The following is a 14,698-nucleotide window of genomic DNA, read 5'->3' on the forward strand; positions in this document are numbered from 1 at the left end:
TGTAGATGCGGTCCGGGAGAAAATAGTATGGTAAAAAAGCGTATTTGGCGTTGGCATCACTTTCGAATACCGTCAAGTCAGTGCTGAGTAATTGATGATTGGTTGCTAATGTTAGTGTTGGAAGTTTTGTTAAAAATCGTTTTTTAACAAACTTTATGGTCTTAGTTTAGGGAGAAGTATGATGAAGAAGCTACTGTTAACTCTTGTTTTGTTGGTTGCCTTGGTTGGTATGGCCCAGGCAGAATTAATTTTTTCAGACGATTTTGAGTCCTATTCTGAAGGGGCAACTCCTGATTGGTACAATCCTAAAGGTGATGTCACGGTCGCGATCGACGACGGCTCTGTTTTTGAATCTGAAAATCAATATGTACATATCAATGATCCGGGTACGCAAACAACAGTATTGCGAGAACATTTATGGTATCATGTAGGAACTGATTACCCATCGAACACGTTTGCTACTCTGTCATTCGATATTAACGAACCTGATGATAATGGCGGTGCCAGCTTCTACGTTAAACTCACTGATGGTACGGGGTCTAACTGGCTTAACCCATCTTCTGCGAGTGTCAGTTTTCTGAACGGCAGTATCTCGGCAAATGGTCAAACTGCATCTTACTCACTCGATATGCCGCACCATATTGATATCGTTGTGAATATGACAGGAGCATCAGGATCTTATTCCGGCACCACGCTTCAGAGTTATCGCTATGACGTCTGGGTAGACGGTCAACTGGTTTTTGCCAATGTAGATTTTGACGGTGCAGCCACCCAGATTCTTGGGATCAACTTTGCAACAGCTAGCACCGGTTCGCAGTTAATGAATTTGGATAATGTTGAATTTCGCGATGAGATTTTTGTCGGTGAAGACCCCAGGGCTGCCAGTAATCCTGACCCAGCAAGCTTGCAGGAAGATGTTCCGCTGACCAAGGCATTGTCCTGGGAAGCAGGCATCGATCCAGATACAGGCAACTACGTCGATGTCTCTGAATACCATGTTTATATTGCATCCATCCTGGATATCAACGAGCTGGCGGACCCCAACTTGCTGGTTACTTATCCCGCCAATATCATCTCGGATGTTGTAGCTGAGACTGGATCTAATGGCGGTTCATGGACACCTCCGGCAGGTCTTCTTGCTCGAGACAATATCTACGCATGGCGTGTAGATGAGAAGCTGACTGACGGTACAATTCTGACAGGAGCTAACTGGGGATTTTCAACAGTACTTTCTATACCTGATCTCAATGCCGCACTGCCGGAAGATGCTGTAGTCGGCGTTGGTGAAGATGCCGAACTTACCGTTGAAGCAACCAATCCATTCACTGGAGATTCTTCAGGATTGTCGTATCAGTGGATGTATTCGGCGGATGGCGTGACTTATTCTCCCGTGGGCACCAATAGCCCAGTTATGGCTATTACAGATGCCCAGGTTGCTGACCAGGGATATTATTACTGCGACGTAACCATTGACAGTAACAGTGAAACCGTATCCAGTAAAATTGCACTGTTAGTCGTTAAGCAGGCATTGGCTCACTGGACAATGGATCAGGATGATTTTGTTAATGGCCAGTACGTTGATATCGTTGGTACTTATAGCACCGAACCCAATTCAGCACCAACGTTTGTAACCGGTGCCGGTCCTGATGAACCTGCATTGGGTGCAGCAGTGATCAACCCTGACAGCTTTGCTGCTATTGGTACCTGGAACCCTCTGGAGTCTACAGGCCAGATGACTATCAGTGCCTGGCTCAAATGGGATGGAACAATTGGCGAGTACGGCAATGATATTCTGTCCAAGGGTGATGGCTGGGGTGCAGACATCATGATGTGGGCATTCAAGGTCCGTGGAGTTTCTGGCGGTAATGCGGGTGTTTGGTTCTATAGTCAGCCGGACTACGGTATAAGAGTTTCCGGACTGCTTCCTGAACAAGTCTGGACACATATCTGTCTGGCATTCGATTCGGGGCAGGCACGGCTTTACGCCGATGGCGAACTGGTAGCAACACGCAACAACTTTGCTTTAGGAACCGACACAGAATCATCCTTGAAGTTGGGCGGGGGTGCCGCATTCCCAGGTGCTATGGATGAAGTTATGATACACAACTACGCTATGTCAGCCGACGATGTAGCAGCCCTTTATTATGAAACTTCCCAGGAAGCTCTTTGTTTGTATCCTCCATCGATAGATCTAAACGACGACTGCCGTGTGGATCTAACAGATTTTGCAGTTCTTGCTCAAAACTGGCTTGAATGCGGAATGGTTCCGACTTGTTTGCCTTAAATTATCTTAATTGTAATGAAAGCTCTAATAGGAGATTAATAATGAATACTAAGATTAGTATATTGCTTTTAATTGTGGCTCTGTTTGTTTCGGCCCCTGTCTTTGCGACAACGGTGACATTGGACGGGCCCTGGTATACGGGTTCGGGCAGTGGAACTCCCTCACTGTCTGACCCCAACGCCGCCAGTTTTACCTGGGGCACGCCGAATAGTACTGAGACTGCTAATAGCAGTCATTTGTGGTCGTATTTTGCCGATCAGGGCCTCTACGAAGACGGCGATTCGATTACGCTGTCGTTTACAGTTACGCCGGCGGATGCCACTGCGACTGGCGGAACATTGAGATTTGGTTTGTTTGATAGCAACGATCTTCAGGTACTCAACAACCTTAACCAGGCCACCGGAGATGACGGTTTCCTTGAGACGTTGGGATATTTTTCGCAGTGCAATCAGGGCTCAGAAACAAATACGTCTTACCTGTTTGCTCGAACAGAAGGTAAAACAAATGAGCTTAGTTCCACCAGTCTTGTTGAACAGGTCACAAGCGGCGACGGATTTCCGAGGTTGACTGTGGGCACACCATACGACGTGACGCTGACCGTCACACGCAACAGTGCCACCGAATATCTTGTCACTTCGACGATCAATGGTGCTGTCGTAGGCGGTACAACCGCAACGATTAATGCAACATCTTTTGACATGGTGGGCTTCCTGAATGCAGGGACCGGCATTGAGAGTATGGAATTGGCTAATTTGCAGGTAACTGCTGAAAAGGTTCCGTTCATTACCGGCCAACCGGAAGATGTGAGCGCACTCGAAGGTGACCCTGCCTCATTGACGGTCACTGCGGTCAATCCCACTACCGGTGATGCTACCGGTTTGAGTTATCAATGGTACCGTGGCCTGAATGGCGATACCACGACACCGGTGGGAGCGGATTCGGCTACGTATACGATTCCTTCTGTTACAATTGCTGATGAAGGAAGCTACTACTGTATCGTCACACTGACCGGCAACGGTCAAGCCGAATCCCAGGCAGCAGCCCTGACCGTGAAACGTTTACTGGTTCATTGGCCCTTAGACGGGAACCCGAACGATCCGGCTGGTGATTATGACGGCATCGAATATGGAGATCCGAATTATACGACGGGAGGCGGAGGATTGATCGGTGAGGCGATTGTCCTTGACGGTGTGGATGACAGGATAGAATACACCTTCGCCCAACAGACGGAAATGCCGCAGTTTACAGTGACATTCTGGGCGCAGACATCGGATCCTGATCAGAGTGATTCTACGAGTTTGTTTAACAATGGGGACGGTGCTTCTGTAAGCAATTTCCAGATTGATATGTCAGGAACCGGGGATTACGACTACACTGGTGGATATGCATCCGGGACCTTTGGGGCGGCCGAAACTGATACATGGATATTGCTTGGGGTGACGTATGATGGAACGACGACCAGACTCTATGCTGATGGTCAGCTTGTCGATTCCGCAGGTGACCAGCCCAACAATCGTTTTGATCGGTTCTGTGTCGGTGTAAATCGTGGTACCAGCAGATATTTCCAGGGCATCATCGATGATTTTCGTGTATATAACTATGCTCTGACAAATGTCGATATGGCGCTTGTCTATACCGATGTAATGGGCGGCGAAATATGTGCCCAATCACCAGCCTATGATCTGAATGATGACTGTAGAGTCAATTTACACGACTTTGCAATATTAACAGCGCAATGGCTTGAATGCGGAAGAGTTCCGGCAGAAGCGTGTGATCAGTAAGCTCAATGTTTTATAATAAAAAGTCCGCGTCGCTTCGACGCGGGCTTTATTTTCTTTATGCAGTTTTGTGTGATAATAGATGAAATTTGATTTTTAAATGGAACCTGGTCAAGATGAGTATTATTAGTAAAAGAATAGTTTTGTGCTGGCTTTGTATGTCGGTTTTATTAGTTGCTAATTCTGTTTTGGCCCAGGCTCCTGAGACTTTTACTCAGAACGTGACTCATGACGGCCAGACAATTACCTTGCAAATGGTTAAAGATTCTGTTCGAGGACCAGATTTCGAAGTCTTGGTCCAAAATGCCCAAGGCAATTATAATTCGTGGCAGCCTGGCGAAGTACGAACTTATATAGGTACTGTTTATCAAAGACCTGATGCCTATGCTGCTGGTATCTTGCTTGATAACGGGACATTCAAGGCAAGGGTGAACTTTGATCGCGGCAAAAGCTGGTGGACCCTGGGCAATTCTGTATACGATACCCACGGGACTCAATCAACTACTTATAATATCCCAACGATGCCCACTGTGTCGCCTGGCAAGGCAGGTTCCAGTACGTACAGCTTTGGGGTGGGGTTTGATTCGGACTACCAATATTATGCTCGTCGGGGCAGTGTCGCAGACTGTCTCGAAATGATGGAATTCACTGCGATAAATGTTAAAGCTCAGTATTTGCAAAATGTAATGTTGATGCCTGAACTGGGCCGAGTAATTATCAGGCCTTACTCGTCGCAATGCCCCTATGAGGGCGTTGGCGGCAATTTGCTTGGCGAATTCAGAACCCACTGGAATACGTATCATCCTGTTTCTGTGGCACCACGCGATGTAGCGGCACTGGTGAGCCCGACAATTGGCGGCGGTGTCGCCTGGGTTGGTGTTATCGGTTCCGGTTTTGCGTATTCTTCCAACGGCATCCGCTCAGATGGATCTTTTGATGGTGTTTGGCGGCACGAGTTGGGCCATAACTGGGGTACCTCTGATTATCATGCCGGCAGCCCGGAAGGCCCAACAATGATGTGCGGTAATAAATATGCCCGTTTCAATGGTCCGGCAGTAAAGTCCATCTTTGATCATCGCGATTCAAGAATTGACCGCTTTACTAATCTCGGCACGTACAGCAAAGTTAATTTGCCTCCTTATGCTGCAATGGATTTTCTGGAAGGTATACATGCCGGCCAAAGTGTGACTATTGATGTGATGGCTAATGATCATGATGTAAACGGCCAGGATTTGACCTTTTATGATTTCGAAACCTCTTCCTCTCAGGGTGGGACCATAACCCTCTCGGCCGGCACAGGTCCAAATGGCAGAGACGAACTGATTTATACTGCACCAATTGGACTTTTTAATGCCAAAGATTATTTCCATTATACCATTAGGGACAGTGCAGGGGCTCGTTCTACGGGTGTTATTATACTGTCACTTTCAAGAAATTTAACAATAATCGGTCAGCCCGTTGATGAATATGTAATTCCTGACGAACAAGCATCATTTGCAGTTGATGCGGTAAATCCCTTTACAGGTGATGATACCGGTTTGTCATTTCAGTGGAAGTATTCAGCAGATGGCAGTACTTATTCAAATGTAGCAGGCGGTACTGGTTCAACGCTCACCATTGCTGCCCCACAAAGTTCTGACCAGGGTTTTTATTATTGCGATGTGACCATAGATAGTAACGGCGAGATGGTTTCAAGTGAAACTGCCCAGTTAGTCGTGAAGCAGACTTTGGCTCACTGGACAATGGATCAGGATGATTTTGTTAATGGCAAGTATGTTGATATTGCCGGCTCCTATGATGCCGGTACGAGTTCAGTACCGACTTTTGTAACCGGTGCCGGTCCAGATGAACCTGCATTCGGCGCAGCAGTCATTAATCCTGACAGCGATGCTGTAGCCGGCACCTGGAACCCACTTGAGTCTACAGGCCAGATGACCATCAGTGCCTGGGTTAAATGGAATGGAACCATTGGCGAGTACGGCAATGATATTCTGTCCAAGGGTGATAGTTGGGGCCCAGACACAATGATGTGGGCGTTTAAAATACGTGGAGTTTCTAGTGGCAAAGCCGGAATTTGGTTTTATAGTCAACAGGACACCGGTATAAGGAGTGCCGGACAAGTTCCAGAGCAAATATGGACACATATCTCTCTGGTATACGATTCCGGGCAGGCACGACTTTACGTCAACGGCAAGTTAATTACAACGCATGACAACTTTACATTGGGAACCGGCACCGCATCTACGTTGAAAATAGGCGGCGGTGGCGCATTCCCAGGTGCTATGGATGAAGTCACAATACATAACTATGCCATGTCAGATGAAGATGCAGCAACGCTTTATTATGAAACTTCTCAGGAAGCTGTTTGCTTAAACCCACCATCGATAGATTTGAATGATGATTGTCGAGTGAATTTAAGTGATCTTCTAATTATGGCGGAGTCTTGGGCGGATTGCGGTCTGGTGCCGGAATGCCGGCCCTAAACAGATTCTAAGATATGATGTTCATTTTGATATTAAGAAGCGGAGACAAAAAATGAAGAACAAAAAGGCGTTTACACTAATTGAATTGCTAGTGGTAATATCAATCATAGCCCTTCTGTTGGCTATTATGATGCCTTCGTTGTCCATGGTTAAGCGAAAGGCTGGAACTGCGGTATGCCTGGCTAACACAAAGAATCTCTCACTCGCCTGGTATATGTATCAGGAGGATAACGCAGGTGCCCTCATTGGCGGTCGGTCGAGCAAACAGACACCCTGGATTAAAGACCCGATTGACGAGTCCGGCAACGCTTTGCCAGTTTCTCGTCTTTGGGCCGAATCTCCGCCTGTAACGGATGACGACGAGATTCGCGGCATAAAAGCTGGCTATTTATATAGTTATTTGGAAGCAGACGGTGTCTATAATTGTCCTTCGGATAATATCCGAAGAGGTTTCGATGGAACAAGGGTTTATGTTAGTTATTCGATTCCCCGTTGTCTTAACGGCGATTTTCCGAAAGAGCGGAAGAAGTTCTCACAAATAACCAGACCCTCAATTCGGTATAATTTTGTTGAAAATGCCGACGAGCGAAACTGGAATATGGGTGGCAGTTTCCCCCTTGGAGCCCCGGAGTACACCGGAAATGACGAGTGGGCCTGGTGGGGACCTTTGGCGGTGAATCATGGCGACAGCAGTGTCCTGGGCTTTTGTGACGGGCATGCGGAAGTTCACAAGTGGAAAGACGAATTTACAAAATCGCGAGTGGATAAACTCAACGATACAGATTCCAATAATTACGGTATAGAAAGACCCCCTGAGGGCCAGACTGAGGATATTGATTACATGGCAAGAGGTTGGGCAACTCGCTAGATGCTGTTTGAAAACAGATTCTGGAAACTGCCAATATAAACTCTTTGATTCTTGTCGACAACAAGGTATGCGACATGATGAGGAAATTCAGGGAGACCGATCAAAAAAATAACTTGTGAAAGTGTGATGGCAAACTTGTTCATAGTGGGATTTCCAGGTTAATTGTGAATTCCCTATGAAACAGTGCGACTTGAATAAATGGTATTTGTTGTTTAGTTCTTGCAAAGAGTAATTTGCTTTGGTAGGCTCAATAAGGTGTGTTGTAAAACTGTTTCTATTGCCGGCCTTGTTCTGTTTTCTGTTGTAATTGTCGGAATCAGTCAGTTCCGTTCACTGGCAAGTAATCCTCAGCAGACATCTAAAGAATACGTGGGATCCTCACAATGCCGGTCCTGCCACGAGAAGTTCTACCAACTGTGGGCGCCTTCGTATCATGGTCAGGCGATGAGGCCTTACACCAAAACGTTTGCTCAAGAAAATCTGGTTGATCATGAAGAAAGCATTGAGGTTGGTTCCAATAACTATCGTGCCGTAATAGATGGGGAGCCGGGACACGTACTGGAGGTCGGACCTCAGGGCGAAAAGAAATACCCCATCCTTCACGCGATGGGGGGCAAGGACGTCTTCTACTTTCTGACAGAACTTGAGCGGGGATTTCTACAGGTTCTTCCTGTAGCATTTGACGTGCAAGATCAGCAGTGGTTTGATACCGCCGCAAGCGCGGTTCGACATTTTTCCAGCGGAGATGAGGATGAACCGCTCGACTGGAAAAATCGTGCTTATACTTTCAATACTTCGTGTTACGGCTGTCACGTCAGTCAGTTGGTAAAGAATTACGATCCACAAACAGATACCTATAATACGCAATGGCAGGAACCGGGGATCAACTGTGAAACCTGCCACGGCCCGGCCGCCGAACATATAAGGGTATGCGAACAAGCCGGCCAGGGCGACGCCCCAGAGGATCTGAAACTGGTGACAGTCACACAGAGTCGCGGCTATTCGGCTCATCAGGTAAACGCATCTTGTTCAACCTGTCATGCGAAGGCCGGTCCAATAACCGCAGAGTTTATGCCAGGCGATGCCTTTTTCAAGCATTACGATCTAACGACGTTGGAGCACCCTGATTACTATCCGGACGGCCGTGATCTGGGTGAGAACTATACTTATACGAGTTGGCTCATGAACTCCTGCGTTGAAAGCAGCGATCTGGATTGCATGTACTGCCATACCTCCAGTGGTCGATACCGATTCGAGGGATCGCAGGCTAATGATGCCTGCATTGAGTGTCATGAAGAGAAGGCCGATATCGCAAAGCATTCTCGACACGCCACCGAAACAGGAGTGACAGAATGCGTTCAGTGCCACATGCCCAAAACCGAATTCGGCCGAATGGCGCGCAGCGACCACTCTTTCCGGCCGCCAATGCCTTCTGCAACGTTACGCTATAAATCGCCAAATGCTTGTAACATTTGCCACACAGATAAAGATGCTTCCTGGGCGGATGATAAGGTTCGCCGGTGGCACGATGACGATTATCAGGAAGCGACACTTCAGGTGGCCGATCTAGTGGCCCAGGCACGGCAAGATGAATGGGAAAATCTGCCGCAGATGCTGGATTACATCCAGCAGAAGGACCGCAATGTAGTTTTCGCAAATTCCCTGATCCGTTTGATGCGCCAAAAATCGGACCCAACCATTGGTTCTGATCTTTGTCATATAATTGTTCACGATAAATCTCCTCTGATCCGTGCAAGCGCAGCCGATGCACTGGGTGGGTACCTTGATAATGAGAGCATATCTTTACTGGCTGAGGCCACCACTGACGAATACCTGCTGGTGCGGATCAGGGCCGCTGCAGCGCTGTCACCGGTTCCGGTAGATCAGATCCCACCGGCTTACAAAGCTGCATTTCAAAAAGCCACTGATGAGTACCTCAAGGCAATGATGGCCCGCCCAGACAATGCATTTTCACATTACAATCTTGGCAATTTCTTCATGGATAAAAATAAACCAGGTAAAGCCATCAACCGTTTTGAATTTGCCATGAAGCTCGACCATGACCTCATTCTTCCGTATGTAAATGCTTCGATAGCGTACAACACCCTAGGCCAGAATGACAATGCCATCGAGACTCTCAAAAAGGCGATTGAGATTGATCCTGAAAACGTTGCCGCACATTTGAATCTTGCCTTGCTGTACGGAGAAACGGGCAATTACAGCCTTGCTGAGCAACATTTCCGCAGGACCTATGAACTCGATGCTGATTCTGCTGCTGCAGCATATAATCTTTCGGTTCTCCTGGCTGAAAAACAGCCGCTAGAGGCCATAGATTGGGCGCGTAAAGCGGTAGAGTCAGCACCAGATAATACGCGATATGTCTTTGCACTTGCTTACTTTTTGCAACAAAACCATAAGACAGAAGAGGCAATTGTCCTGCTGGAGCCTTACGCTAACGCACAAATAGCTGACCCCAATATTTATATGCTTCTTGCAAGCATTTACGAAGGACGTGGAGATTTACAAGCAGCAATTCGTACTTATAAAGCAGCTTCCGAGAACGAGCAACTGCCGCAGCAGATACGAACCAGATTCCGGATGCATGTGCAGCGGTTAAATGGCTGGTAAGCTTGAACTGGTGCCGTCACAAAAATGTATATTATATTATGTTTTATTGTAAAAAAAGCCAAAATGCGATCTTGCAAAATATAGATTGATTTTGCACAACAGTGAAAGACGTTAGCAAAATGAAATTAAACTTTTTTATAGTAATATCACTGCTGGCATTGTCTGGTAATTACCCAATAGCTTTTGGAATAGAAGGACTTACTGTCGAGTACCTCCGCCAACCAGGCGATGAAGGTGTGACCGTAGCCGACTTGAAACCGGAATACGGGTGGATAGTTGATGAGCAGACAGAGTTTCAGAAAGCTTACCAGATTATAGTTTCTTCCTCGAGAGACGCATGTGAGAAAACAGAAGGCAATGTATGGGACAGCGGCCGAGTCTTGAGCTCAACTTCCAGTAATATCGAGCACGGTGGGAACGCTCTGGAGGAAAATGCAGAGTATTTCTGGAAGGCTCGCATCTGGGACAAGGGAAACGAGGCTGGGCCGTATTCGTCGATTCAGAATTTTAGAACCGGTGCGCCTGGTAATACGATCTCCTCGGCCAATCGCTGGCAGATCGAGCGCATAAAGCCTGTGAGGGTCGTCAGAACATCCCCCAAGAGCATATTTGTTGATTTTGGAAGGGCGGCATTCGGTACGTTGGAAATTGATTATATAACGCCGGCCAAAGATAGGCTGACTATTCATCTCGGCGAGAAAGCCAAGGGCGGCAGTATAGATCGCGAACCAGGTGGGACCATTCGTTACCAGAAAGTTGAGCTGGAGGTTCGGCCCGGGCAGACTTCGTATAAAATTGAACTGACGCCTGATAAGAGGAATACTGGTTCGCGGGCTATCAAACTGCCCGAATCGTTCGACGTGGTCATGCCGTTTAGATATGTAGAAATTGAAAACATAGATAGTACGTTGACATCCAATAATATTCGTCAGAAGGCGTATTTTTACTATTTCAATGACCGGCAAAGTGAATTTAGCTGCAGTGATGAACGACTTGAGAATATCTGGGATATGTGTAAATATAGTATGAAAGCCACCAGCTTCTGCGGACTTTATATAGATGGTGATCGAGAACGTATACCCTATGAGGCGGACGCTTATATAAATCAGCTCGGACATTACTGCGTCGATAATGAATACTCGATCGCCAAACAGACGATCGAGTACTTTATTGACCACCCAACCTGGCCTACGGAATGGCTGCTGCATACGCCGATGCTTGTGTACCAGGATTATTATTATACAGGCGATACGGAGTTGATCGAAGCATACTACGATAAGCTAAAGCATAAGACGCTCATTGCGCTTGCAAGGAAAGACGGACTGATCTCTACCCATAATGAGAAGGCTGGCAGTAAAGGATACCTCAAGAAACTTGGTTTCGCCAGTCCGCCGCACAGAGGAATTCGTGACATTGTTGACTGGCCCAGGAATGAGCGTGACGGTTATAATATGGTCGCTGTCAATACCGTGGTCAATTGTTTCTTCTATCGCAACATGCAAATAATGGCCGAATTTGCGGACCTTCTTGGAAAGATCGATGATGCTGATTATTATAGGGAAATGGCGGCCAAAGTGAAGCGATCCATAAATACAAAGATGTTTGACGAAAAACGTGGGATCTATGTTGATGGCCTGGATACTGACCATGCGGCTCTGCACGCAAATATGATGCCGCTTGCTTTCGATATTGTTCCTGATGAGCACATTGACACAGTTGTTGAATTCGTAAAGTCTCGGGGCATGGCATGCAGTGTTTACGGTGCGCAATATCTGCTTCAGGGTCTCTACCGTGCGGGCCAAAGTCAGTATGCACTGGACCTTATGCGGGCTGCACATCAGCGTAGTTGGTGGAACATGATCAAGGTCGGGTCAACAATTACACTTGAAGCATGGGATATGAAGTATAAACCAAATGCTGACTGGACTCATGCTTGGGGAGCTGCTCCGGCAAACATCGTAGCGAGGTTTATGTGGGGTATTCAACCTTCGAAGCCCGGATTTCAAGCTGTTAGGATCAAGCCACAATTGGCTGATCTTAAGCAAAGTATAATAACGATGCCGACGATCAAGGGTGCTATTCGCTGTGAATTCAAAGGGAAGAATGCACAGTCGGGCGTTTATATCATCGAACTACCGGGTAATATGACGGGAGAGTTTGTGCTGCCGGGTGACATCGCCGTCCAACTCAATGACCAGGTTATGAACAACGCGGCAGATGAGTTGAAGCTGATGCCCGGCCGTAATTTGATAAAATTTAAAAGACGTTTACATTAATGTCTTTATTTTGCTTGGAGCTTACTCAAAGATGATGGCTTAAGAAAAGCCGGTAATCAGGCATGGCATAATGGCAAGGCCGAAGCAGCTATGTTATGGGTTCAAAGCCAGTGCTTGTTATTGCGACTGTTAGTAAAAAATATTAATAATCTTGTAACGTTTAATTGATGGAGGTAGGTGATGAAGAACTTTATTTTAACTCTTGTTTTGTTGGTTGCCCTTGTCGGCTTTACTCAGGCGGCTACAGTTTTCACGGAAGACTTCGAAAGCTACACGGACGGCTCTGTTTTTGACGATCCGGATTGGTTCGTTAATATGGCCACTTATATTTTGGCTGATGACGGAAATGTCTTTACGTCGCCTTCGAATATGTATGCTGAGTTCCTTGATGACTCTACCAGCGGTTCATTAATCATATCAAAAGGTGGGTTCGACTTAACCGATTCTGTTGTTTCAGTTTCATTTGACTTTTACGAGCCGACATCTTCAACTTTCGGCGGCCAACTTGTTATTTGGCCCAGGTCCAGTGCCGGAAACGAATGCGCGGATGTGAGATTCAGTAACGGCTCCATTCAAGGTTCTACTGAAACATACACATTAGATGAACCGCATCATTTCGACCTTGTTATCAACCTGTCAAACACCTCTGCAGGATATTCCACCGGTGAATCTGTTGCAGGTTACAGGTATGATGTCTGGTTCGACGGTGTTAAAGTTATTGATGAGAAGGAGTTCCGTGATGATCCAGCGAGTACAGATTCAGAGGTATTAAACGCAGTTCAATTCAGGGTTTTTAGCAGTAACATACAACAAATTTATGTGGATAATATCGTGGTCCGTGATACGCCTTATGTCCAGGATGCTCGAATAGCTCAAAATCCTGTCCCAGAGGATGACGCTGCAAATGTAGACTTGGCTGAGGTATTGTCCTGGGACGCAGGAACAGACCCGGCAACTGGCAATCCTGTAAGCGTTGATGAATACTATGTTTATATTGCCGGTCCAATCACGGATTCAAGTCAGGTTTATGATCCCAATGTTTTTACAGATCAGAATCTTTCGATTGCATCTTCTATCATTTCTGAAACCGGATCGAACGGCGGTTCCTGGACACCTCCGGCAGCTTACCTCGGAACAGACACCACCTATGTATGGTGTGTAGATCAAAAACTGACCGGCGGTACTATTGTTCCAGGTGTGAACTGGTCATTTACAACAATACCGTCTGTACCTATTCTTAATCCCGAACTGCCGGCAGATACAACAGCAGGTATCGGTGAGGATGCCGAACTTAGCGTTGAGGCAACTAACCCGTTTACCGGAGATTCTACAGGGCTGTCATATCAATGGATGTACTCGCAGGACGGAGTTAGTTATTCAGATGTAGGTACCGGTCCGATTTTGTCTATTGACAGTGCTCAGGCAACTGACCAGGGCTACTACTACTGCGACGTAACCCTTGACAGCAATTCTGAAACAGTATCCAGCAGAACCGCTTTCTTAATCGTTAAGGAAACACTGGCTCACTGGACACTGGACCAGGCTGATTATGTTGGAGGTGTCCATCTTGATATTGTCGGCGGACATGATGCCGACCCGAATGGTGAACCAACGTTCGTTACCGGTGCAGGTCCGGACGAACCGGCGTTAGGTGCAGCAAAGATTGAAGCTGACACAGATGCTGTTGCAGGTACATGGAATCCATCAGAAACTACAGGCCAGGTCACTGTAAGTGCCTGGATTAACTGGGACGGATCTGGTCTCGCCCAATATGGTAATGACATTATAGGCAAGTTTGACGGCTATGCTCCAGACACCATGATGTGGTCAATTCGCATCCGGGATATTAACAGTGGTAATGCCGGTATTCGTTTTTATAATGACAGTGGATTGACGGTACACCCCCAAGGGGTAATACCACCGAATACATGGACTCATGTAGCAGCAACATACGCCCCTGGCGAGGGTAAGGTCTATATCAATGGTGAACTGGTGGCAACAGATGCCAATGCGGCATTGGGCACAGGGACAGAATCAGTGATCACTATAGGCGGTAGTGGTATTTTCCCGGGTGCTATGGACGAAGTTATGATACATAACTATGCCATGTCTCCTGAAGATGTCGCAACGCTTTATTACCAGACTTCTCAGGAATCAGTTTGTCTCTATCCTCCGTTAGTAGACTTAAATGACGACTGTCTAACTGATTTGCTGGATTTTGCAATTCTAGCTGAAAACTGGATTTATTGTGGAAGAGTTCCCGCAGCAGGTTGCGATTAATAATCTCTAATGGTTGTTTTAATGATAAAGTCCGTGCCGTTTGGCGCGGGCTTTATTATTCTCACGTAAGTTTTGTTAGGCCATAGAAGAAGTCAGATAAA

At 46.7% G+C, this 14,698-nt stretch carries 7 protein-coding genes; all 7 read left to right on the forward strand.

What is annotated here, in order from left to right:
- The first annotated feature begins 178 nt into the window (after positions 1-178).
- The 7 genes from STSP2_RS06030 to STSP2_RS06060 all read left to right on the forward strand — a co-directional run bounded on the left by STSP2_RS06030 (position 179) and on the right by STSP2_RS06060 (position 14,597).
- Complete coding sequence (locus tag STSP2_RS06030; protein WP_146660815.1) at positions 179-2,284, forward strand: LamG-like jellyroll fold domain-containing protein; 2,106 nt, start codon at positions 179-181, stop codon at positions 2,282-2,284.
- Between the two features lie 41 nt (positions 2,285-2,325).
- Complete coding sequence (locus STSP2_RS06035; RefSeq protein WP_169853027.1) at positions 2,326-4,065, forward strand: LamG-like jellyroll fold domain-containing protein; 1,740 nt, start codon at positions 2,326-2,328, stop codon at positions 4,063-4,065.
- 113 nt (positions 4,066-4,178) lie between these two features.
- Positions 4,179-6,545, forward strand: coding sequence for a LamG-like jellyroll fold domain-containing protein (locus tag STSP2_RS06040; protein WP_146660819.1), 2,367 nt, complete (start codon positions 4,179-4,181; stop codon positions 6,543-6,545).
- 52 nt (positions 6,546-6,597) lie between these two features.
- Positions 6,598-7,413 carry a type II secretion system protein gene (locus STSP2_RS06045; RefSeq protein ID WP_146660821.1) on the forward strand — a complete coding sequence of 272 codons (816 nt, stop codon included), beginning with the start codon at positions 6,598-6,600 and terminating at the stop codon, positions 7,411-7,413.
- 255 nt (positions 7,414-7,668) lie between these two features.
- Positions 7,669-10,041 carry an ammonia-forming cytochrome c nitrite reductase subunit c552 gene (locus STSP2_RS06050; RefSeq protein WP_146660823.1) on the forward strand — a complete coding sequence of 791 codons (2,373 nt, stop codon included), beginning with the start codon at positions 7,669-7,671 and terminating at the stop codon, positions 10,039-10,041.
- Between the two features lie 119 nt (positions 10,042-10,160).
- A complete protein-coding gene (locus STSP2_RS06055) occupies positions 10,161-12,317 on the forward strand; it encodes an alpha-L-rhamnosidase-related protein (RefSeq protein WP_146660825.1) in 2,157 nt (718 codons plus the stop codon).
- A gap of 180 nt (positions 12,318-12,497) precedes the next feature.
- Entirely contained in the window at positions 12,498-14,597 is a 2,100-nt protein-coding gene (locus STSP2_RS06060; protein ID WP_146660827.1) for a LamG-like jellyroll fold domain-containing protein, read from the forward strand.
- Positions 14,598-14,698 lie beyond the last annotated feature (101 nt).

This window comes from Anaerohalosphaera lusitana, from assembly GCF_002007645.1.
Taxonomy (GTDB): Bacteria; Planctomycetota; Phycisphaerae; order Sedimentisphaerales; family Anaerohalosphaeraceae; genus Anaerohalosphaera; species Anaerohalosphaera lusitana.